The 21793-nt window shown below is 52.2% G+C and carries 20 protein-coding genes, 1 tRNA gene and 1 pseudogene; 11 read left to right on the plus strand and 11 right to left on the minus strand.

Features of this window, described 5'->3' with window-relative positions; genetic code table 11:
* Positions 1 to 586: 586 nt before the first annotated feature.
* From AC1M2H_RS10430 to AC1M2H_RS10440, 3 genes are read right to left on the minus strand one after another with little or no spacing between them, the layout of a single operon-like run.
* Entirely contained in the window at positions 587 to 1015 is a 429-nt protein-coding gene (locus AC1M2H_RS10430; protein ID WP_480151296.1) for a helix-turn-helix transcriptional regulator, read from the minus strand.
* Between the two features lie 46 nt (positions 1016 to 1061).
* On the minus strand, positions 1062 to 1478 hold the full coding sequence (locus tag AC1M2H_RS10435) for a VOC family protein (protein ID WP_480147914.1): 417 nt from the start codon (positions 1476 to 1478) through the stop codon (positions 1062 to 1064).
* A 26-nt stretch (positions 1479 to 1504) separates the two neighbouring features.
* Entirely contained in the window at positions 1505 to 2536 is a 1032-nt protein-coding gene (locus AC1M2H_RS10440; RefSeq protein ID WP_480151833.1) for an IS630 family transposase, read from the minus strand.
* Positions 2537 to 2746: 210 nt separating this feature from the next.
* Here AC1M2H_RS10440 and ompL point away from each other — a divergent pair.
* The 6 genes and pseudogenes from ompL (at position 2747) to AC1M2H_RS10470 (ending at position 7734) form a co-directional block, all read left to right on the plus strand.
* Positions 2747 to 3441 (plus strand): annotated as a pseudogene (gene ompL, locus AC1M2H_RS10445) (porin OmpL).
* Positions 3442 to 3657: 216 nt separating this feature from the next.
* A protein-coding gene (locus tag AC1M2H_RS10450; RefSeq protein WP_480148370.1) for an IS1 family transposase occupies positions 3658 to 4352 on the plus strand; the annotation gives its coding sequence in 2 pieces (ribosomal slippage) (positions 3658 to 3904 and positions 3904 to 4352; 696 coding nt in all).
* A gap of 58 nt (positions 4353 to 4410) precedes the next feature.
* A complete protein-coding gene (locus AC1M2H_RS10455) occupies positions 4411 to 4890 on the plus strand; it encodes a DJ-1/PfpI family protein (RefSeq protein WP_480151297.1) in 480 nt (159 codons plus the stop codon).
* A gap of 11 nt (positions 4891 to 4901) precedes the next feature.
* Positions 4902 to 5132, plus strand: coding sequence for a KTSC domain-containing protein (locus AC1M2H_RS10460; RefSeq protein ID WP_480151298.1), 231 nt, complete (start codon positions 4902 to 4904; stop codon positions 5130 to 5132).
* 49 nt (positions 5133 to 5181) lie between these two features.
* Positions 5182 to 6471 carry a BNR repeat-containing protein gene (locus tag AC1M2H_RS10465; protein WP_480151299.1) on the plus strand — a complete coding sequence of 430 codons (1290 nt, stop codon included), beginning with the start codon at positions 5182 to 5184 and terminating at the stop codon, positions 6469 to 6471.
* A gap of 3 nt (positions 6472 to 6474) precedes the next feature.
* Positions 6475 to 7734 (plus strand): oligosaccharide MFS transporter, encoded by a 1260-nt coding sequence (locus tag AC1M2H_RS10470; protein ID WP_480151300.1) that lies wholly within the window; start codon positions 6475 to 6477, stop codon positions 7732 to 7734.
* A 711-nt stretch (positions 7735 to 8445) separates the two neighbouring features.
* Here the strand turns inward: AC1M2H_RS10470 and AC1M2H_RS10475 are convergent.
* Positions 8446 to 8988: a hypothetical protein gene (locus AC1M2H_RS10475; protein ID WP_480151301.1), complete on the minus strand. Its 543-nt coding sequence runs from the start codon at positions 8986 to 8988 to the stop codon at positions 8446 to 8448.
* A gap of 610 nt (positions 8989 to 9598) precedes the next feature.
* On the opposite strand from AC1M2H_RS10475, the gene AC1M2H_RS10480 reads away from it, so the two are divergent.
* Positions 9599 to 9778 (plus strand): ribbon-helix-helix domain-containing protein, encoded by a 180-nt coding sequence (locus AC1M2H_RS10480; protein ID WP_445298144.1) that lies wholly within the window; start codon positions 9599 to 9601, stop codon positions 9776 to 9778.
* Positions 9779 to 9961: 183 nt separating this feature from the next.
* On the opposite strand, the gene AC1M2H_RS10485 is transcribed toward AC1M2H_RS10480, so the two are convergent.
* Both AC1M2H_RS10485 and AC1M2H_RS10490 read right to left on the minus strand, forming a co-directional pair.
* Positions 9962 to 11230: a tyrosine-type recombinase/integrase gene (locus tag AC1M2H_RS10485; protein ID WP_480151302.1), complete on the minus strand. Its 1269-nt coding sequence runs from the start codon at positions 11228 to 11230 to the stop codon at positions 9962 to 9964.
* Between the two features lie 161 nt (positions 11231 to 11391).
* Positions 11392 to 11467, minus strand: a tRNA-Asn gene (locus tag AC1M2H_RS10490).
* A gap of 330 nt (positions 11468 to 11797) precedes the next feature.
* Between AC1M2H_RS10490 and nac the strand changes: the two genes are divergently transcribed.
* The 3 genes from nac (at position 11798) to ldtA (ending at position 14828) form a co-directional block, all read left to right on the plus strand.
* Positions 11798 to 12715, plus strand: a complete 918-nt coding sequence (nac, locus tag AC1M2H_RS10495; RefSeq protein ID WP_480151303.1) for a nitrogen assimilation transcriptional regulator NAC — start codon at positions 11798 to 11800, stop codon at positions 12713 to 12715.
* Between the two features lie 106 nt (positions 12716 to 12821).
* Positions 12822 to 13772, plus strand: a complete 951-nt coding sequence (gene cbl, locus AC1M2H_RS10500) for an HTH-type transcriptional regulator Cbl (RefSeq protein ID WP_480151903.1) — start codon at positions 12822 to 12824, stop codon at positions 13770 to 13772.
* A 111-nt stretch (positions 13773 to 13883) separates the two neighbouring features.
* A complete protein-coding gene (gene ldtA / locus AC1M2H_RS10505; RefSeq protein ID WP_480151304.1) occupies positions 13884 to 14828 on the plus strand; it encodes a L,D-transpeptidase in 945 nt (314 codons plus the stop codon).
* Between the two features lie 413 nt (positions 14829 to 15241).
* Here ldtA and AC1M2H_RS10510 read toward each other — a convergent pair whose 3' ends face one another.
* The 5 genes from AC1M2H_RS10510 to AC1M2H_RS10530 are packed head-to-tail and all read right to left on the minus strand — an operon-like array spanning position 15242 to position 20209.
* Positions 15242 to 16552, minus strand: coding sequence for an MFS transporter (locus AC1M2H_RS10510; protein ID WP_480151305.1), 1311 nt, complete (start codon positions 16550 to 16552; stop codon positions 15242 to 15244).
* 26 nt (positions 16553 to 16578) lie between these two features.
* Positions 16579 to 17328, minus strand: a complete 750-nt coding sequence (locus AC1M2H_RS10515; protein ID WP_480151306.1) for an SDR family NAD(P)-dependent oxidoreductase — start codon at positions 17326 to 17328, stop codon at positions 16579 to 16581.
* A gap of 17 nt (positions 17329 to 17345) precedes the next feature.
* On the minus strand, positions 17346 to 18110 hold the full coding sequence (locus AC1M2H_RS10520; RefSeq protein WP_480151307.1) for an acetoacetate decarboxylase family protein: 765 nt from the start codon (positions 18108 to 18110) through the stop codon (positions 17346 to 17348).
* 33 nt (positions 18111 to 18143) lie between these two features.
* Positions 18144 to 19355: an alpha-hydroxy acid oxidase gene (locus AC1M2H_RS10525; protein WP_480151308.1), complete on the minus strand. Its 1212-nt coding sequence runs from the start codon at positions 19353 to 19355 to the stop codon at positions 18144 to 18146.
* Entirely contained in the window at positions 19352 to 20209 is an 858-nt protein-coding gene (locus tag AC1M2H_RS10530) for a fumarylacetoacetate hydrolase family protein (RefSeq protein ID WP_480151309.1), read from the minus strand. The genes AC1M2H_RS10525 and AC1M2H_RS10530 overlap by 4 nt, the downstream gene beginning before the upstream one ends.
* Before the next feature lie 346 nt (positions 20210 to 20555).
* On the opposite strand from AC1M2H_RS10530, the gene AC1M2H_RS10535 reads away from it, so the two are divergent.
* Positions 20556 to 21464 carry a GntR family transcriptional regulator gene (locus tag AC1M2H_RS10535; protein ID WP_480151310.1) on the plus strand — a complete coding sequence of 303 codons (909 nt, stop codon included), beginning with the start codon at positions 20556 to 20558 and terminating at the stop codon, positions 21462 to 21464.
* Positions 21465 to 21793 lie beyond the last annotated feature (329 nt).

The raw sequence follows: 21793 nt of genomic DNA on the forward strand, positions 1-21793 counted from the left end.
AAAGCTTAACAATTTCTTCGAAATTGAACCACAAAATAAGCAAGCCTGAAACCCTGTTGTCTGTCGGTCTGTGCCGGTGTACGATACATTTTCATTGTCTGTGGTTTACATTTGCTCTCGAAATACTTCAGTTCGGCATTCCCGTTCAGTTTAATGTCTCACGGTATATTTTATCATCACCTTTAGTTCTCTGGCTTGCACATATCACCTGGGTTTACCTGCATCCGGATCATTGAGCGTGAAAGATGATGCCGAAATAAATCAATATGCCCCAGGAGAATATGGACAGAATTTGATTCACTCCCTCCGTTGCCCCCCATCATTTTTCCGTACATACTGCATATTCCGATTATTCCAGTCAGAGATTCCGGCGATTTCGAACATGCTTCTCGCGCTGGTTATTTCTTACTTTAGGTTTTAACTCGCCTGATCGATTTGCACCAGTTTACGCATTTATTCGCCTTTGAAATAAAGGTGATATCCGTTATTTCGATGCAAGGGGCAAAGTGGTGCCTGAATCGATCTCCGATTCCCCGAATACCGGTTCATTACAGTAAATATCGGGTCGATAATAGTTAACCTACACTCATTTCTGGTGATGTTTACGGTATTGTAGAGGTGATTCCCCTATCCCTTTTTTAAAGGCAGTGATAAAATATGTTGTATCTGAATATCCAACCATATTTCCTATATCATTGATGCTTTTCTGGCTTCGTAACAGAAATTCGCAAGCCTTTCTTAATCTGTAGGTGGTAATATATTCACTTAATTTCTCTCCTGTTTCAGCATGAAATCGTCGGGAGATATAGCTTTTTGACTTTTTCAAATCTGAAGTCATATTATCCAGACTAATTTTTTTCATATAATTTTCCTCCACCCATAACATCACCTGAGCAGAAAGCTTGTATTCATCCACCTGAATATCTCGTTCTTGTGATGGAAGCATACTGAACAGGGAAAGCAGTAAAGTATACTCAATAAACTTCAAAGTGCAGATTGTTTCAGGGAGCCACATTAAGTCCTGCAGATGAAAATATTTATTTTTGACTTTATTGAGTATTTTAACCTTGGTCTTTATTATCAGCAGCCATTAACTCCAGCAGATTTCCATCAGGATCCCGAAAGAAAACAGATTGTGATGGCTGACCTGAACTCGTTTCACGGGGCACCGGGCCATGGATTATTTCGATATCGTTTTTCTCAAGTAGCTCTAACACGCTGAGAATTGTCCCTCCCCACCGGAAGCATAAATCAGCACTCCCTGGCATTGGCCTTTTAGCTACAAGTTCCACGCCATTCTCAACCTGATGTAAACTCAGGACAATATCACCCAGCGATACCTGCCTTACAAGCAGTTTCCCAAAGGGGGCGTACTCTGCATGAATTTTTGCACCAAACAATTTATCGTAAAAACAGTAAGATACTTCAAGGTCGGCAACAGTTATTGCAACATGATCAATGAGAGTTATTTTGTTCACAGGTGAACACCTTACGCTATACGTCGTTATGTCTCTGACACGGAACTGAGCACCTGAAAATTGTCGTTGATACGACAGCCCAGTTTCTGCCCCAGTTCCGGCAGGGTTCGTTCAAAAAATCCTCTTATCGCGTCCCTGAAGGCTTTCGCTGACGCAAAATACCGGTTATTCCGCACATGCTCATTCATCACCTTCCACAACCGTTCTGTCGGGTTCAGGTTCGGGCTGTACGGCGGCAGATAATGCAGTTCAATATTCATCACGAAGGCCCAGTCCTTAACCAGCGATGCCCGGTGATAAGGCGCACCGTCCAGTATCAGATGCACTTTCTGCGACACCGGATAAGTCTGGCGAACTGCAATAAAAAAACGGCAGATAGCATCCGCATTAATCTGCGGATAATCACGGGTCACCGTCCGGGCCAGGTCGTTCACGCTGAGGGCGCTGATGATGTTCAGGCGGGTCCGGCTCCCGGTGGTTTTCACCGCTTTCAGTTCCCCCTTTCTTATCCAGCCACAGCTCAGCTTCGTTGACTGCGTCGGATGTACCGCATCCATAAACAGAATGGGTTCGCTGTCACCGGCAGCCTGCTTCAGCGCTTCATAATGCGTCATGAACTGCTGCTGTTGTGCCGGGCAGAACTTATGGGGAATACCTGACGGTTTTTTCCAGGTGAACCCGTTGCGGTGAAGCCACTTATTCATACCCGGAATGCTGTAGCGCACACCGAAGCGGTCACGGACAAGCGACACGATACTGGCCGTCGTGATGTGAACAGTGTCAGTCAGAAGCTGACGAAGTTCGGCAGACTCCCCGGGAGTCAGATGCTCCTGCGAACCGCCGTTATCAGAGGTGAGCTTACCGTCGCTGAGATAATCCGATAGATGACGCAGAACCGTGGTCTCATGAATGAGCTGAGACTGCGCAATCATGGCAGGAGACCAGCCCTGAGCAGAAAGCAGCACGCAGCGTATCCGGTCGCAGACACGGCGGTCACGACTCTGCCGGTGCTGAGCCTCAAGGGCGGCAATCTGTGCGGAGGTCAGTTTTACGTTCATGGCCTGAGCATGATCCTCAGCACCGACGAAATCAAGCAGTTTCAATGATCACGGGTATATGTCTTTTTTACAGTACAACTGGAGGAGTGATACATAATACGCTGATATAAAAATAATGTTGTGTCTGAAATTTGAAACTGTGCTGGTTACATATAAATATATAGCCATACAGTTCCTTTTCTGCTAAACGTGAATCTAGAAGGTATAAATATGAAAGCCATAAAAGCAGTGGTTTTATCTCTGAGTGCCCTTTATTCTGTTCATTCTTTTTCTGCAGGGCCCTGGATTGAAGTCAGGGAGGCCTATAATACTGCATCTAAAAAACATGAGTTTGTCTTACGCGGCGCATATAACTTTGCCAATGGTGCCGGGATTATGCTGACTAATGCGTATAATACAAACAAGTATGATGAGCTAAAGCACAGTTATAATGAAATCGAAGGGTGGTATCCGTTTTTTAAACCCACACAGGAATTTACTGTTTCTCCGGCGCTGATTATCACTGATAACACTGATGGCTCCACGGTATCACCTTACGTTGATATGAATTACAAAATTACACCGGATTTTAATGTCACATTCCGCTACCGTTACAACCATAAAAACTATGAAACGCCAGACCTCAATGGCAATAATGACAAAGACAGTACGCACCAGCTTGTCATGTACTGGAACTATAAAATCAATGACACCTGGGCATATACGTTTGAGCCTGATTATTATATGAATATTAATGACTATCACAGAGCAAACGGGAAAGACCATAGCTGGGAACTCAATAATAAATTAGTCTATACGTATAACCAACACTGGAAGCCTTATGTTGAGGCTTCATGGTTAGATCGTTCGGTTCAATATGATAAAGAGCAGTATCGTTCCGCGTCGGGATCCGCTACTATTTTTGATGTAATCTATTACAAATAATCTTGTGGGCTGTATCTCCAGGTATTGCCCACAAATGAATAACTATCTGAAGTTTATCATACAGCAGTAGCGCCTGCTGCGGAGGATGCATGAAAGCCGCTTTACTGATTGACACTGGTTTTGAAGAAGCCGAAGTTGTCGGTAATGCCTTCAATCGATAGAAAACCATGATATGCTACTGGTATTTAGGGCTTTCTATGGCTACCGTTACTGTTCATTGTCCTCGTTGCCATTCCGATTCTGTTTATCGCCATGGGCACAGCTGTTCCGGGCACGAGCGCTTTCGTTGCCGGTCATGTCGCCGCGTTTTTCAGCTGGCTTATACCTGTGAAGCCAGAAAACCCGGTGTAAAAGAACAGATAGTTGAACTGGCACACAACGGTGCCGGCGTCCGCGATACCGCCAGAGTTCTTAAGGTCGGTATCAATACCGTCATACGGACATTAAAAAGCTCTCGCCGTCCCGGATAACCGCTTCTCCTGTCGCTCATGCCGATGTGGCACTCATCTGCGAGCTTGATGAGCAGTGGGGCTTTGTTGGCAGTAAAGCCCGGCAGCACTGGCTCTGGTATGCTTACAATACCAAAACGGGTGGCGTACTGGCTTATACTTTCGGCCCACGTACCGATGAGACATGTCGGGAACTGTTGGCCCTGTTGACGCCCTTTAGCATCGGCATGATTACCAGCGATAACTGGGGCAGTTATGCCAGAGAGGTGCCGAAGGAGATACATCTGACTGGTAAAATTTTCACACAGCGCATTGAGCGAAACAATCTGACGCTGCGAACCCGTATCAAGCGGCTGGCACGCAAAACAATATGTTTTTCACGTTCCATCGAATTGCACGAAAAGGTCATCGGTGCCTTCATCGAAAAGTACATGTTCTACTGATTGGAGGCATTACCAAGTTGTCATTGTTTATGATATTTTGCGAAGGCTGGGTATCGATGTGGATATCATATCCTGTACCGGATCGATAACGACCAGCGCGTATTTTTCTCTGTCGGTAAATACGGATAAACGTATTGAAGATATTATGGAGTTGGTTTATGACGCTGTTATTATACCGGGTGGGCCTGACTCCACGGTATCGATATCAGGGAACCCGCATGTGATTCGTTTTATCCGGCAACATGACGTATTCGGACGATGGATATGTGCATTGTGTTCTGCGCCGGTACGGGTACTGGGTACGAATCATCTTCTGAAAGGGCGAAAATATACCTGCTCCGGTAGCTTGTGGGAAAGCTGTACTGACGGAATATATACCGGAGAGAATGTTGTGATTGACGGTAATCTTATTACAGGTAAAGGACTGGGAGTGTCCTTTGAATTCGCTTTTGCCATTGCAGAGATGATGACCGGGACCTCCGATAGGACCAGGGAGCAGGCTGAACATATTTATTTCATCCCGACGGCGGCCAACTGACGGAGTAAGCCATGTTTACACTGGAAACTGGCGTACCTGACAGAAACCGTATCAAGGCTGTCGACTATATCAGTGAAGAAGGCGTTCTTGCCATAACGTTCATGGACAGTGGGATTATGCACTATTTTCATGTCCCGATAGCCGTGTATATGAGCATGATGGTTTCCGTTTCAAAGGATATGTTTTTCGTAAAAAATGTGAAGAATAAATATCGCTACAGGTTTTTAAAGTATCAGGAATGATAAATTTAATCAGAGATAACTTGAAAATTTAAATTCAGGAGTCCGATACGTGAACAGCAAAAATGAGTATATAACACATTCAGAGATAGGGCTGTGTTGTTCAGATTTTACAGTGGAGTACGCTCTTCTGGTTAAAGATAAAATTTATGTCGCTTACTATGATCCGGAACATTTTATCACAGTTGCCAGTCGGGTGCTGGAAGGCAGTGAATGGACGCACAGTAAACCTCAGGGAGAATGGCTCCCGGATAAAAACCGTTTTATGCACCAGACAGAATTTGACAGCCATAATTATCTGACGCTGGCAATGGACAAAGAAGGATATATTCATCTGTCGGGGAACATGCACAAGGACAAACTGGTATGGTTCCGTTCAGAAAAGAGTCATGACATTCATACACTCGTCCAACAAACAATGACAGGTTTTCGGGAAGAAAGCACCACTTATCCGCTGTTTTTTAACGGGCGTAATGGTGAATTACTGTTTCGCTATCGCGACGGGGAAAGTGGTAATGGTGATGATATTTATAACCGCTGGAATGAGTCAGGCCATTTCTGGGAACGACTCATTGAGCAACCGCTGTTAAGTGGACAGGGGTTGATGAATGCTTATTCTCGTCTGCCTGTATTTGGTCCGGATAATCTGTGGCATATGGTCTGGATGTGGCGTGACACACCACACTGTGAGACATGCCATGACCTGTCCTATGCGCGTAGCCCGGATTTGTTGCACTGGTTCACACACGATGGAAAACCCATAGCACTGCCAGTCACACGGGACCTCGGTAATATTATTGACCCCGCACCAGTGGAAAATGGATTAATCAATATGAGCCAGAATATTGGCTTCGACAATGCAGGGAATGTATTAATAACCTGGCATCGCTATGATCGACACGGCAATTCGCAGGCCTGGATAGCGCGTCCTGAGAACGACAGATGGTTGATAAAACAACTGAGTGACTGGAATTTTCGCTGGGATTTCAAAGGGACGGGATCTATTCCACCTGATGTGATTATTTCTGCACCACGATATGATGGCCGCCATATTGTTGTGACATTTTCCCTGCACAATGGAATCAGCGGTGAGTGGTGGGTAGATAAAAACGATCTTACCATCATTGACACCTGTTATTGTGATGTAACACCGCTTCCTAATAAATATTACGTGGCAGAGCAACGCCTTCATCCCTCTGCAGAAGTCCAGATTCTGCCGGAGTTATATCAGGCTCAACCGACTCATTTTCTCAGATGGGAAGCTCTCCCCATTCAGCGGGATATTGCATCAGGAGAAAGTATCCCGGCTTCTGCCCTTTGCCTTATCAGCATTCAGGAGTAAATTATGACGATGCCCTTGTCTAACAGAAATGCGTATTTGCGCATCAGCCTGTGCTTTTTTTTGTTTTACTTTTCCTGGTCTGCTACCTGGTCATTTTTAGCTATCTGGTTAGGTGACAGCATAGGTCTTAGTAGCATTAAAATAGGATATGTCCTCTCCGTCAATGCTCTTTTTGCCCTGATTATAAAGCCCGTTTTTGGTTATATTATGGATAAACTGGGACTTAAGAAAAATTTACTTATCTGTGTGGCTGTATCCTCCATTTTTGCTGCTCCTTTTTTCATTTTTGTTTATCAGACGCTTTTACAGACAAATTTGATCGCTGGCATGCTCATTGGCGGGCTTTACCTGGGGACAGCTTATCTGGCGGGTGTGTTAGTTTTTGAATCGTATGCTGACCGCTACAGCCGGGCCTGGGGATTTGAGTTTGGCCGGGTGCGTATGTGGGGATCTGCAGGCTGGGCAGTGGCCTCTGTTTTTGCCGGTCAGTTATTTAATATTAATCCGCACATCAACTTTATCGTGACGTCAGCGGGAACGGTACTGGTCTTTCTGGTTTTACTTTCCCTGAAAACCCACGGTGAGGGAATTGACTGGCAAGCCGTCAATGCGGCCAAAAAAGAAAAGGTTAATAAACAGGATCTCGGCTTACTTTTTCGTGATGCTGGTTTCTGGGTACTGATGCTTTTTTATGGTGGCATTATCTGGATGATGCAGAGTGCAGAACAGCAGTTTCCACGCTATTTTGTCACTTTTTTTGCCGACCACCAGACAGGCAATGCAGCCCTGGGATATATGGGGTTCGTGCAGTCTGCCTGTGAGTTTGCCTTAATGTGCACGGTACCTTTCCTTATTAATCGTATTGGCGCGCGTAATGGCCTTCTGCTTGCTGGCTTTATCATCGGGTTACGTCTTGTGTTGTCTGCGTTTGCGACGCAACCCTGGATGATTATTGTGATCAAACCGATTTATGGTCTGGAAATGTCGCTGCTGCTGGTCTCGATTTTCAAATACCTGGCCTCACATTTCGATAAAAGACTGACGGGCACCATCTATATGGTACTGGGATGCTTTAACTATTTAGGGATCACAGCGATCAATCCTGTAGCCGGTTATTTTTATGATAAGCATGGTTTTGCTGATACCTATCTGGTCATGGGAGTTATTGCGTGGATTATTACGCTGGTTGGTGTCAAAGTACTGGGCAAACAACGTAAACTTATACATTCAGTATCCCGTCACAGCGATCAGAGTCTGGTATAGATATAACGGTACCGTGGCGGAGTTTTAAACTTATCCGAAAATACTGAACCTAATATCAGGAGGTACAGTAAACCTTACCTGAGGATAGAAGCCAGAAACTCATAGAGAAGGCCGCAAATGCGGCCTGTATCAGCAGGTGAAAATATTCATAGCAACAAGGTGTTATCTGTACTGGTTTGACGGCCAGTATATTTTTATTATCTTGGTTCCCTCAATGACATCCTGTTTATCGAGGAAGCAAGTCCCCGGACAAAACTAGCAGCAACAAATCCACCCCTGGATTATCGGAGGCTGATTTTGTCCGGGGTCAACATCGTAACACCGGAGGAGATAATGATGCCAGAAGGACGACCCTGCTTACTATCTCTGGTAGTCGGGTAGAAAGATTCTGTTACCCGTGGGCCGATGTTCTGATGGCTGGTTACATGTTTATCTCTGGCATAACTGGCGGCGAAAATTTTTGACGTGCGAGGAAAGGCTCACAAAATGCAGTTGTTGCAGGAGTGAGTCTGAGCGCAGCAATGCGGGCACCGGGACGTCCTGCAACAACCGTGGAAAACAAACGGGTAGCATGGCATAACGGAAGGTCAAAATATCTGTCTGCTCTCCGGGGATTGTGTTGCAGAATATATGCTGCGGGTTTGCAGGTTCTGAGGCCAGGAAGCGGCAAGCTTTTTTCAACGGAAATGGCGCAGAAGTCCTGTGCCCGTATCACCTGCATTGAGACGTCCCGTCCCTATTTCTGAATTCCGTTTTCTGATAGCGTGCAATGAGGCGGCGACGTACCACCCTACGGTACAGTCCCTGACGATGACAGTCCTGTGCCAGACGGTACAGTTCATCGTAACAAATATCCTTGTGCGCCACGATCCAGTCTTTGACCTTTTGCTGCAATGTATCGCCGGTTTGGCTGAGCGCAACAAGGTCCGTGCCGCTTACCGGTACTGAGGGAATATTATCCGGGAAATGGTATCGTTTAGGGATCCTGACGACCGGTGAGCCTGCCAGGTAAAAGATGCCTGTCACCACCAGCAGTAACAGTATTCCCGTGACTGCCAGCAGTACTGCACCGGACTCCGGTCGCAGTTCACGCGCACTGACGATGATGAAACCGATACTGGCGGCCCAAACAAGCAGGAACCACATCAGGCACGGCCGGCTAACGGTGATTCTGGTTTTATGGTGCTCATTCTCGCGGGTAATGATGTCATGTACCATGTGGCGGATGAGCGTGATATCACTCTCATGAGACATCGTGGGGCCCCTCCTTTTTTCAGTTCAGGGAAAAAGCATTACGGTAGAGATGCTGCCAGTAATGAAGCCGTTGCCAGAAATACTGACGCATCGCAACGGGCTGTTCCTGTTCCAGTTCGCTGATTTTATGCTCCGGTGTGCCATCACGACTGAGGCACATGGCATGAAAAAGCGGCCATGTCTGCGGTGATACGTTGCTGCTCTTCGACAGAAAGCGGGACAAAATTTTCCATCATACATATCCTCCTGTTTGCGGCGATCTCATACAAAAAGAACGGATGCTGGTGTTAAGTCAGATCTCTGCAGAAGCCGGTACGGTTTGTTTGTGTGCTAATAACTACTCCCCGGAACCGGTATTGTAAAATTTGCCTTACCACCAGGGCGAGAACGCAGGTTATGACCCTGCCTGATGCTGACAAGCCGCCTGCAGGGTGTTGTCCTGCAGGTGGGAAAATGAATTTCCCTGGTGTAATGACGCAAAAAATAACTGACTGTTAATAAGGTACTTTTATATAAAATAGTCACTACATAGGCACTATCTTAAACCAGTTTAAACTCTTTAATGGTTAATTACACTACCTTATTGCATCTTTATAACTACGGTAGGTTTATGGCAGAGCCATTTTTGAAAAACAGGACGCGGTTTACGTCTTCTCTTGACAATCATCTTGTGCCGCTTTTCAACGCGTTAGCACAAAAGACGCGAATTCCCAAGAGCCGGTTACTGGATGAAGCCATTGAGGATTTATTGAAGAAACACGATGCCGCGAACAGCTTAAAAGAGAAATAAATACCTGAGCATCATGCTCTGATACCCGGTACAGGCGAATTTTTTTTCCCGGAAATGAAATGCCGGTACGGTGCCAGTATTGCTGCAACGGGCCTCAGTCATCCCCCTGGCATTGACGGATACAATAGCCGTAACAGCACAGGCTGATACGGCGTTGAGGTTTCTGAACGGGTAATTAACAGGTCAGGCGGCGGTGTCACTTTTTTGCCGGACCAAGATATATGGGGGCACGTAATATTCACGGCACGTATCCAGATAATCCGACCACCACTGCATCATCGCCTTACGGGCTTCCAGATGCTCAGCCTTATGAATGTATGCCAGACGCACTGTATTGCGCTCCTGATGGCTCATCTGGCGTTCCACCACATCCTGCGACCATAGACCGGATTCCATCAGGGCACTGCATGCCATCGCCCGAAAGCCATGACCGCAGATATCCTGTTTCGTGTTGTATCCCATCAGGCGCAGTGCCTTGTTCACGGTGTTTTCGCACATCGGTTTATACGGGTTATGGTCGCCGGGAAACACCAGTTCATGGTCTCCTGATATTTCCTTAATCCGTTTCAGAATGGCGCTGGCCTGTTCTGAGAGGGGCACAATATGCGGCGTGCGCATTTTGGCACCCCGTCCGGAATAACGCACACCGGTAATAGCTTCACGTGTGGCGGGTATGGTCCAGAGCCGGTGTCTGAAATCAATCTCTGACCAGCGGGCAAAGCGCAGTTCACTGGAACGGATGAACAGATGCAGCGTCAGCAGGACAGCCAGCCGGGTGAGTTCCCGTCCCTGGTGATATGCCTCAATGCGTTCAATCAGTTCAGGCAGCCGCTCCAGGGGCAGGGCAGGATAATGCCGTCTGACGGGAGGAGCCGTCACACCGTCAAGGTTTGCCGCCGGGTTGCTGTCGATTAACCCCTGATGAACTGCATGACGCATGATGTTACTGAGGTGCTGCCGCGTGCGGGACGCAACTTCAAGCAGGCCTTTTTCCTCAATGCCTTTCAGCAGGTCAATGAAATGACGGGGTTTAAGCTCTGAGACTGACAGGTGACCGATAACCGGAAATACATGATTGTTCAGGCTGGCAAGCAGGCGGTCGGCGGTGTTCTGCGACCATTTCTTATTGCTTTTATGCCACGCCAGCGCCACGGTTTTAAACAACTTCTCCGGTGTGCAGGCTCCGCGTTCAGCGGCACGTTGCTGTGCCGGGTTGATGTTCAGCGCCAGCATTTTACGGATACCTTCACGCTGCTGGCGGGCATCAGACAGGGAGACAGCAGGATAGGCACCCAGTGCAATGCGGGACTCTTTGCCACTGATACGGTACTTGAGATACCAGTGACGTGAGCCGCCGGGTTTGATAAGAAGATACAGACCGTGGGAATCGGAGACTTTAAAGGGTTTATCAGAAGGCTTGAGAGTGCGGATTTTCGCGTCGGTAAGGGACATACGGGGGTCACTCCATTATCGAACTAACCTGACCCCAGATTTGACCACCAATTTTTTCCGATGCGGAGGGTAAAATCAAAATGCACCGGGAAGAATTTTCACGCTAACCTGTTGAATCAACATCAGATGAGGATTCGTAGGGAGGCATAAAAACAGGAAATTGGCTCCTCTGACTGGACTCGAACCAGTGACATACGGATTAACAGTCCGCCGTTCTACCGACTGAACTACAGAGGAATCGTGTGAACGGGGCGCATATTAACGGCGCCGCTCCACCTTGTCAAAGGCTGAATCATCGGAATGAGTTTGACTGCTGACAATTTCAGCAGTCGGGTGATATTCGCGCAGTTTTGCGCCGCTGCGCACCGCTATGGTGCAAAAGTACCCCTAATGGGGCATATCGTAATCCGCTTACCGGGCAAAAAAATTCCCTGCAGCAATCGGAATCGCTTATTACGCCGCGTTCTGCGGCTTTTACGCCGGGGATAATAAAAGTGGCAAGTAAATTGCAAAACCTCCGTATCTCAATTGCCAGCGTGGGTACTGGCGTTCCTTACCGGAGGCAACATGAACTTAAGACGACTGAAATATTTTGTGAAAATCGTCGATATTGGCAGCCTGACTCAGGCAGCCGAAGTCCTGCATATCGCGCAGCCCGCGCTGAGCCAGCAGGTTGCGACCCTGGAAGGCGAACTGGACCAGCAGCTGCTGATTCGTACTAAACGAGGCGTAACGCCGACGGAAGCAGGGAAAATTCTCTATACCCATGCCCGGACCATTCTGCGCCAGTGCGAGCAGGCGCAGCTGGCGGTCAATAACGTGGGACATATCCTCAGCGGCCAGGTCTCTATTGGGCTCGCGCCGGGAACGGCGGCGTCCGCCATTACGATGCCGCTGCTGCAAACGGTACGTAACGAACTTCCTGAAGTGATGGTCTATCTGCAGGAAAGCAGCGGATCCATCCTTAACGATAAGCTGCTCAGCGGGCAGCTGGATATGGCGGTGCTGTACGAGCGCTCGCCGGTTGCCGGTATCGTCAGCCAGCCGCTGCTGAAAGAGGACCTGTACCTCGTCGGCACCCGGGACTGCCCGGGGCAAAGCGTCGACCTGACGGCGGTTGCCGAGATGAATCTGTTCCTGCCCCGCGATTACAGCGCGGTGCGGGCGAGGGTGACCGAGGCCTTCACCCTGCGGCGGCTGTCGGCAAAAATCATCGGCGAGATCGAGTCTATTACCACCTTAACCGCGGCGATAGCCAGCGGAATGGGGGCTACCGTGCTGCCGGAATCCGCCGCCCGCTCGCTGTGCAGCGCCGCCAACGGCTGGATGGCGCGCATCAGCACGCCGTCAATGAGCCTGTCGCTATCGTTGAATATGTCCGCCAAGGGAAGCCTGTCGCCGCAGGCGCAGGCGGTGAAGGAGATCCTACTGTCGCTGGTGAGTCGCCCTTCGCTGGAGAACCGTGAACTGCTGTTGGTGAGTTAACGTATATTCCTGAATGGAATAAGTTGCTGGTTTTTATTATTTGTTAGCAGGGACAACAGACTTTAACAATAGAGCATATGTTATGTCTGATAGCCCGGAGGCAAGGGTGAATTTCCAGCAGCTAAAAATAATTCGTGAAGCGGCCCGTCAGGACTACAACCTGACGGAAGTCGCCAATATGCTCTACACATCGCAATCGGGCGTCAGCCGCCATATTCGTGAACTCGAAGAAGAGCTGGGGATTGAAATCTTTATCCGACGCGGCAAGCGTCTGCTGGGGATGACGGAACCGGGTAAAGCGCTGCTCTCGATTGCTGAGCGCATTCTTAATGAAGCCAGCAACGTCCGCCGTCTTGCGGACCTGTTTACCAACGACGCCTCGGGCGTCTTGACCATCGCCACGACGCATACCCAGGCACGCTATAGCCTGCCGCCGGTGATTAAAGCGTTTCGCGAGCTTTTTGCCGACGTTCGCCTGGAGCTGGTACAGGGGACGCCGCAGGAGATCGAAGCGCTGCTGCACAACGGCGGCGCCGATATCGGCATCGCCAGCGAGCGGCTGAGCAACGACCCGACGCTGGTGGCTTTTCCCTGGTTCCGCTGGCACCACAGCCTGCTGGTACCAAAAGATCATCCGCTGGTGCAGGTGACGCCGCTCACCCTGGAAGCCATTTCCCGCTGGCCGCTGATTACCTATCGTCAGGGCATCACCGGGCGCTCGCGTATCGATGAGGCCTTCAATCGCAAAGGGCTGATGCCGGATATCGTGCTCAGCGCCCAGGATTCCGACGTCATTAAAACCTACGTTGAACTTGGACTCGGAGTAGGGCTGGTTGCCGAACAGTCGGGCGATGCCAGAGAGTCAGACACCTTCACGCGTCTTGAAACCCGCCACCTGTTCGATGCCAATACCGTCTGGCTAGGCCTAAAGCGCGGACAGCTGCAGCGTAACTACGTCTGGCGCTTTATCGAGCTGTGCAACGCCGGGCTGTCGCTGGATGAGATTAAACGCCAGGCGATGGAGCCGGAAGAGGCGGCGATTGATTACCAGATCTAGCGGAATACCGGCAGTGGGGAAGAGAAGGGGCTCCGCCGCCGCGCGTTGGTATATAACATTTCGATAATAAAGCTATAATTCATTCACGATTGTCGCGACTGAGGAAGGGAAATGGTGCGGCGTGTGAAACTGCTTTGCTCTCTGTTATTTATCCTGTCAAGCCAGAGCGTTCTGGCCGTTAGCTACCCGTTGCCGCCGGAAGGAAGCCGCCTTGTGGGTAGCCCGCAAACCATCACCGTCCCGGACGGTAATACGCTCCCGCTGGAGGCGTTTGCCGCGCAGTACGGGCAGGGGCTGAGCAATATGCTCGAAGCCAATCCGGGGGTTGATGTCTATTTACCGAAGTCGGGGTCGACGCTGACCGTACCGCAGCAGCTTATTCTGCCCGATACGGTGCGGGAGGGGATTGTGGTTAACGTCGCGGAAATGCGCCTTTACTACTACCCGCCGGAGGGGACGACGGTTGAGGTTCTGCCGATCGGCATCGGCGAGGCGGGCCGCGAAACGCCGCGCAACTGGGTGACCGCGGTGCAACGCAAGCAGGAGGCGCCGACCTGGACGCCAACGGCGAATACCCGCCGCGAATATGCCAAAAGAGGCGAAAGCCTGCCCGCATTCGTGCCCGCCGGCCCGGAAAACCCGATGGGGCTGTATGCCATCTATATCGGCAGGCTGTACGCCATTCATGGTACTAATGCTAACTTCGGTATCGGGCTGCGCGTAAGCCAGGGCTGTATCCGTTTGCGTAACGATGATATCAAGTATCTCTTCGATAACGTTCCGCTGGGGACGCGGGTGCAGATTATCGATCGGCCGGTGAAATATACCCTCGAGCCGGACGGTAGCCGCTGGCTTGAAGTGCACGAGCCGCTTTCGCGAAATCGCGCGGAATACGAATCGGACAGAAAAGTGCCGCTGCCTATGACCGCGGGGATTCAGGCGTTTGTTCAGGGAGAGGGCGTTGAGGCGAACCGGGCCAGCGAGGCCATGCTGCGCCGTTCCGGAATGCCGGTCAATATCGGCTATTCCGCGATACAGTCCACGTTCGGCGGCTAGAGTATTTACAGGTATCAGATTTGAGAAAACAAAAGCCTGCCGGGATATCTGGGCAGGCTTTTTTATGCCGCCTAAAAGCGGACGGGCAGGGGGGAGCGAAGCGCGCATGAGGCGGGTGGTTAAAATTTGCGCATTTGCCGTCATGGTCGGCCTCACGGCCTTTGCAGCAATCTGACTCCAGGTTATCCACAGAGTTAAGTAGCCACTTTGTGGACAGACTCGGCGCCGTGTCCGCAGGCCGGCCCGGCGATTTTGCCGGCGGGGGAAAGGTGTCCACAGGCAAAATAAGCGGCAGCCTAAATTACAGCGTCCGATCGAGTCAACAAGACGGCGCTGCGATAGTCAATAAAAGGCGGCACAGAAGAGTGGTAAGTACGTTTGCGCCGCGTTGTGCTCTGCGAAGACTATCAATGTTAATTGTGACGTAATCCGCTATGTAACGTTTCGCGGTAGGCCAGCGCCGCTGCCATGCTGGCAACGGCTGCCGCGATAACAAACCACGCGGGAGATTGCAGGTCGCCGGTGCTGCTCACCAGCCAGGTGGCGATAAACGGCGCGGTGCCGCCCAGCAGCGTTACCGGAATATTCAGGCTGACCGACAGGCAGGTATAGCGCAGCCGGGTTGGCATAATTTCAGCCATCGCGCATAGCGCCGTCGCCGAATGGGGCGCGAAAGCCAGACTCATCAGGCACAGGCCCAGCACGGTTTGGTTGAAATGGTTCGCATCAAGCAGGTGAAACGCCGGGTAGGTGATCAGAGCTATCGCCAGGGTGCTGATGATCATCAGCGGACGGCGGCCAACGATATCGCTCAGCCAGGCGAAACCGGGCAGCAGGCAGCAATAAAATATCAGGCTGTATAAATTGGCGCGCTGCGCCTCCGCCAGCGGGAATCCCCGCACCACCGAAAGGTAGGTCGGCGAGTAAATATAGTAGATATAGATGCAGGCAGAGGGCGCGGCAATCAGCCCCATGCCGATCAATACCGCGCGCCATTCCTGGCGTAGTCCCGTCAGCAGCGGGGCGTGAACCACCTCGGCGGTTTTCTTCACGCTGGTGAAATGCGGAGTCTCTTCCAGTTTCAGCCGCAGATAAAGCCCGACGAATCCCAGCGGAAGCCCGGCAAGGAAAGGCAATCGCCATCCCCAGCTATGTAAATCCTCCGTCGAAAGCAGAGCGGTCAGCAGCGAAGCCACGCCGCCGCCGACCAGCAGCGCCAGGCCGATGGTAAAGGTCTGCCAGCCGGTATAAAGGCCGCGACGGTTCGCCGGGGCATATTCAGAGATAAACGACGTCGCGCCGCCGTATTCGCCGCCGACTGAAATCCCCTGTACCAGCCGTGCCAGGGTCAGGATGACGGGCGCCGCCATGCCAATCGACTCGTAGGTCGGCATTAAGCCAATCAGCGTTGTGGACGCAGCGATAAGCATAATCGCTACCGCCAGCGGCGTTTTGCGCCCGTAGCGATCTCCCAGATGACCAAAGATAATTCCGCCGAGCGGCCGCGAAGCGTAGCTGATGGCGAACACCGCGAAAGTTAACAGCAGACTGGCCGCCTGGCTCTCGGCCGGGAAGAACAGCCTGGCGATAACCGAAGCGAAATAGCCGTAAATCACAAAGTCAAAATACTCAATAAAGTTGCCGATGCAGGCGGCGACAAGCGCCCGTTTATGTTGCGCAGTAATCCGCGACGCAAGCTGCGCCGTGATGGCTTTTGAGTTCATGGTGTGTCCCTTGTGGTTGTGGGATATCAGGCCACGGTGCTGCCTGCGTCCGTCACCAGCGCGGCACCGTTCATATGGCTGGATTCGTTTGACAGTAAGAAAGCCACCGTATTGGCTACGTCTTCCGGTTTCCCGTAGGGCGCTGCCACCGCTCGCGCAATACGTTCTCCCGGCGAGCGCCGCGCCGCCATAAGATTGATCTCATCGATCATCGGCGTCTGCGTCGGCCCCGGCAGGACGGCGTTGACCCGGACAGGACTTCCGACGCACTCCAGGGCGCTGCTTCTGACCAGACCGAGTACCGCATGTTTGCTGGCGACATAGGCGGACATGTTGGCCCGGCCGCGGATCGCGGAGGTGGATGCGATGGCGACAAAGCTGCCGCCGCCGCACCTCAGTAGAGGCAGGGCGTATTTGAGGCAATAGAAGGTGCCGAGGGTATTGATTTCCAGCACCGGGCGGAAAACCTCCGACGGGTAATCCTCAATTGGCTCAACTAAACCAGCCACGCCCGCGTTGCTGACAAAGCCCTGACAGCTACCGTACTTCGCCGCCGCCAGCTCAACCAGCGCGGCGACGTCCTGCTCGCGGCGCATATCGCCCGCCGCGTAGTGCAGCGACGCGCCAAGCGCTTCACACCGTTGGCGGCAATTTTCCAGCGCCGGCAGGGTTCTGTCTGCCAGCACCAGCCGCCATCCGCTGCCGGCCAGTTTAACGGCGACGGCGCACCCGATCCCCCCTCCGGCGCCGGTAATAATAGCTACAGGATTATTCACGATCGCAGTCTCCGGTTTCAGGGATGCAGGCGGGCCAGCAACCGACGGTCTTCCACGGCAAAACCGCCGCCGTAAACGTCCGAGGTCATAAAATGCGCGCTGAGGACTTCCGGCTCCAGCGCGGCGATGGGATCGAACTCGCTGGCATACAGTTTCCAGTCGATGTGGCCACGTACCGGCGCGGAATACCGTAACGGCGTGCGGCGGTACACCACGTCGGCATAGGCGGTCGCCAGTTTCTCCGGATCGGGCAGACGGCGAACGTGGATTTCTCCACCCGGCTGTTCGACGTCATCGGTCAGCATGAGCAGCGGCGCCGACGGGTCGGGAGTAAAGCTGAAGTCCGCCAGCGGGACATTGCGCCGCCGAACCCAGCCTTCGATTTTGCCATCCGCCGTTTCATTAAAGGCGTAGTGGGTATCTTTTTTGGTGTAGCCAAACAGCTCGCGTCCGGCGCAAATTCCCATCGGATCGCTGCAATACATAAAGATATGCGTCTGGGTAAACAGCGACTGGTAGCGTACCGGCACGGTCACCATCAGATCAAACATCTCGCCGCTGTGGACGGCCAGCGTGTGGCCCGGTGAGAGCATAAAGCGGAATGCGACCCGATCGTTGACCCGTTCGAAGGGCGTATCCTGCAGTAAGGCTTCTATTTTGCTAACCTCAACTCTTGTCACCACCTCCAGGGTACGCAGCGGGCACTCCCACTCAACCGGGTAGGCCGGGGAGTACGGCGGGTTAACGCCGCTGTTGGGGTGCATCTTATAATCACCAAACATAGATAACGCTCCTTTTAATATTCAGCTTCAGGGTTAAGGGCGCCGCAGCGATGTGCTGAGGCGAACAGGATGAGGTGACGAATGGCCGGACGTTAAAGGCCAGGGATAATCGACGATCGTTTCAGGGCTGAGCTGGCCGAGGCTGGTGGCGCCGCACAGCGCCATCGTCGATTCTAACTCTTTGCGTAATATGTCGAGGCACAGCGTGACCCCGTTACCGCCCAGCGCGCCGAGGCCGTAAAGAAACGCGCGGCCAATCATCACGCTGTCGGCGCCCATCGCCAGCGCGCGCGCGATATCCTGGCCGCTGCGGATGCCGCTATCCATGATGATTTCACCCTCCCCGGCGACGCTATCGGCAATGGCCGCCAGAACGCTGATAGTGGACGGGGCGCCGTCAAGTTGGCGCCCGCCGTGGTTAGATACCACAATCGCGTCGGCGCCGGCCTGGAACGCCCGGCGGGCATCTTCGCCGTCCATCACGCCTTTCACCACCAGCTTGCCGCTCCAGCGTTGTTTCACCCAGTCGATATCTTCCCAGCAGAAGCTCCGGTCGAACTGGCGGCTCACCCAGTCGGCAAACCCCTGCGTATTGGTCACCCCGCTGGCGTGGCCGACGATGTTGCCGAACGTCCGGCGCGGCGTTTTCAGCATCGCCGCGCACCAGCGGGGATGGGCGAGCATCGACAGCATCCCGGCCAGCCCCAGCTTCGGCGGCACCGACAGCCCGTTGCGGATATCTTTGTGACGCTGCCCCTGAATCGGTAAATCCAGGGTCAATACCAGCGCGGAACAGCCTGCGGCGCTGGCGCGATCGATCAGATCGGCGATAAAGATCCGATCTTTCATCATGTACAGCTGGAACCAGAACGGCTGCGCCAGCTGATTCGCGACATCTTCGATGCTGCAAATACTGACGGTGGATAGGGTGTAGGGCACGCCGGCGGCCGCGGCGGCGCGAGCGGCGAGGATTTCGCCGTCGGGATGCACCATCCCGGCAAGCCCGGTCGGCGCCAGGATCAGCGGCAGCGAAGCAGCCTCGCCGAGAATGGCGGTATGGGTGGTGATATTTTCCACGTTGCAGCCCACCCGCTGGCGAAAGTGCAGACGGGTCAAATCGTCGTTATTTTCGCGGTAGGTGGATTCGGTCCACGAGCCGCTATCGACATAGTCATAAAACAGCTTCGGCACGCGCCGACGCGCCAGCTTTTGTAAGTCGTCCAGGCAGGTGATAGGGTATTTCATCGCGCGGTCCCGGCGGCAGCGACCAGAAGGTTACGTTGTTCGCCCAGCCCGCTGATACCCAGGCGGATCTGCTGACCCGGCTTGAGATAAACCGGCGGCTTAAGCCCCATGCCGACCCCGGCAGGCGTGCCGGTGGCGATAATATCGCCGGGATGCAGGCTCATAAACTGGCTGATGTAGGCGACAAGCTCGGCGACGCCAAATACCATTTCCCGCGTGTTGCTGTCCTGGCGGCGCACGCCGTCGACCTCCAGCCACAGCGCCAGATTCTGTACGTCCTCAATCTCATCGCGCGTGACCAGGTACGGCCCCAGCGGCGCAAAGGTATCGGCATTTTTCCCTTTATCCCACTGTCCGCCGCGCTCAATCTGCCAGGCCCGTTCGGAAACATCGTTGAACACGCAATACCCGGCGACGTGCTGTAACGCTTCGCGCTGCGTCAGGTTGCGGCCGTGCTGCCCAATTACCACGCCGAGCTCCACTTCCCAGTCGACTTTGCCGGCCAGCGGCGGGATGGCAATGGGATCGTTCGGCCCGGTGATGGCGCTGGTGACTTTCAAAAACAGAATGGGTTCTGAGGGTAAATCCATACCGGCCTCTGCGGCATGGTCACGATAATTCAGCCCGACGCAAACGATCTTTCCCGGCTGGGCGACGCAGGGGCCAAGGCGCGTTTCCACCGGTACCACCGGCAGTAAATCGAGAGATATTGCCTCCAGACGCCGTAGATTTTCTGCAGAAAGGGTTTCAGTGCGCCAGTCGCTCACCAGCTGGCTGGCATCACGTATCTGCTGATGCTGGTCAACAATCCCCGGTTTCTCTTTACCTGCTTCTCCCCAGCGAACTAGTTTCATCGTTCTCTTATCCTCAACGTGTCGTGGATTGTCATAAAACGTACTTTGCATTCAATGTACGTTTAGTTAATGAAAAAGTACTGAATGTGTCAAAAAAAAGTTAATGAAACGATAAATTGGTCACTATTTGGGTATGAGACGTGACGGAAGTCACAATCAGAAGCCGAGGAAAGGCCCGTACGTAACGGGAATCACTGGACAGCCCTTGCCGCCGTTACAATAATGAACAGCGAAGCGCCCGGCGCTTTTCCCGATAACCGTCTAACAGGGCTTGAAAACATTCACTATGTCAGGATCGACGGATAGACATTCTTTACAAGATCGCGCCTTTCAGTTGCTGAAAACAATGATTGATGATGGTCGCCTCTCGCCCGGTGAAAAACTGCTGGAAGCGCATGTGTCGAAAGCGTTCGGCATCAGTCGTTCCCCGGCGCGCTACGCGTTGCGCAAGCTTTGCGAGCAGCAGCTGATTCAGGAAGTACAGGGGAGGGGCTATGAGGTTGCCGGTAAACGCGACCAGCAAGGCGCCCCGCAGCATGCGACGCTGGATGAAATCAAAATCCCGGCGGTGGCGCGCTGGGAGGGCATGTATAATCAGCTGGAGCAAACCATTTGTACCAGCGTGATTTTCAACTCCGTGCGCATTATCGAAGAAAGGGTGGCGGAGCATTTTCACGTCAGCCGTACCGTGGTGCGCGATGTGCTCGCCCGCATGCATAGCGTGGGGCTGGTGAGTAAAGAGACGCCGGGCCGCTGGATAGCGCCGCAGGTGACGCCGGAAAAAACGCATCACCTCTATGAAATCCGCTGGCTGCTGGAGCCGCAGGCTTTGCTCCAGGCCGCGCCGAGGGTGCCGGAAAGTTATCTGCGCCAGGCCAGAGAGACGGTCATCCAATCGCTGGACGGGTTTCCGCGAGAAGGCTTTGATACCGATATCGTCGAAAACGATCTGCACGTTACGCTGCTATCCTATTGTCCGAACGTCGAGATTTTACAGGTGCTGGCGCGCACGAGAATTCTGTTTGTGCCCACCCGCTATCTCTTCGATCCGGTGCTGCATATTCCTGTTTCTTTAATTGAAGATGCGCTGAAAGAGCATCTGTGCATTTACGATCTGTTATTGAGTCATCAGCCGCAAGCGGCAGCCGAAGCGTTACGCTCGCATTTGCAACAGGCGGATGAACGCTGGTTAAAGCGTTTCAGCAGTGCGCTTCAGCCTGAGTTGCAAATACCCGATTATCTCATGCCGCTGTAATAAGCCGCGGGGAGTTGTTCCCTGCGACTTACCCCTTCCCGCTCACTCCGCGTCATCCCGCTATATCCGCGGCGATAAAATAGTCCATTCCCCCGATAGCGGTCTCTCACCAGGCTTGTCAGCGTACAGATACCGATATTTTTGGCGTTTTTTCTCCTTATATTCTCATTTAATGTGAAACTTATCACAAAATCAACACGCCGTTTTTTGGAAAACATAGCCATATCCTGAAAAAAAGAAAGATAAAATAAAATTCAATTAAAACATAGTGTTGTGGATTTTTACCTCAAATACCCCTGTTTTATAAGTGATTTGCGTCACATTTTTTC

The organism is Klebsiella sp. F11 (genome assembly GCF_056712265.1).

Bases quoted from the DNA above. Each gene is read 5' to 3' on its own strand.
- AC1M2H_RS10430 (WP_480151296.1), bottom strand. From the start codon at position 1,015: ATGTGGCTCCCTGAAACAATCTGCACTTTGAAGTTTATTGAGTATACT.
- AC1M2H_RS10440 (WP_480151833.1), bottom strand. From the start codon at position 2,536: ATGAACGTAAAACTGACCTCCGCACAGATTGCCGCCCTTGAGGCTCAG.
- AC1M2H_RS10460 (WP_480151298.1), top strand. From the start codon at position 4,902: ATGTTTACACTGGAAACTGGCGTACCTGACAGAAACCGTATCAAGGCT.
- AC1M2H_RS10470 (WP_480151300.1), top strand. From the start codon at position 6,475: ATGACGATGCCCTTGTCTAACAGAAATGCGTATTTGCGCATCAGCCTG.
- AC1M2H_RS10475 (WP_480151301.1), bottom strand. From the start codon at position 8,988: ATGTCTCATGAGAGTGATATCACGCTCATCCGCCACATGGTACATGAC.
- AC1M2H_RS10480 (WP_445298144.1), top strand. From the start codon at position 9,599: ATGGCAGAGCCATTTTTGAAAAACAGGACGCGGTTTACGTCTTCTCTT.
- AC1M2H_RS10485 (WP_480151302.1), bottom strand. From the start codon at position 11,230: ATGTCCCTTACCGACGCGAAAATCCGCACTCTCAAGCCTTCTGATAAA.
- nac (WP_480151303.1), top strand. From the start codon at position 11,798: ATGAACTTAAGACGACTGAAATATTTTGTGAAAATCGTCGATATTGGC.
- ldtA (WP_480151304.1), top strand. From the start codon at position 13,884: ATGGTGCGGCGTGTGAAACTGCTTTGCTCTCTGTTATTTATCCTGTCA.
- AC1M2H_RS10510 (WP_480151305.1), bottom strand. From the start codon at position 16,552: ATGAACTCAAAAGCCATCACGGCGCAGCTTGCGTCGCGGATTACTGCG.
- AC1M2H_RS10520 (WP_480151307.1), bottom strand. From the start codon at position 18,110: ATGTTTGGTGATTATAAGATGCACCCCAACAGCGGCGTTAACCCGCCG.
- AC1M2H_RS10525 (WP_480151308.1), bottom strand. From the start codon at position 19,355: ATGAAATACCCTATCACCTGCCTGGACGACTTACAAAAGCTGGCGCGT.
- AC1M2H_RS10530 (WP_480151309.1), bottom strand. From the start codon at position 20,209: ATGAAACTAGTTCGCTGGGGAGAAGCAGGTAAAGAGAAACCGGGGATT.
- AC1M2H_RS10535 (WP_480151310.1), top strand. From the start codon at position 20,556: ATGATTGATGATGGTCGCCTCTCGCCCGGTGAAAAACTGCTGGAAGCG.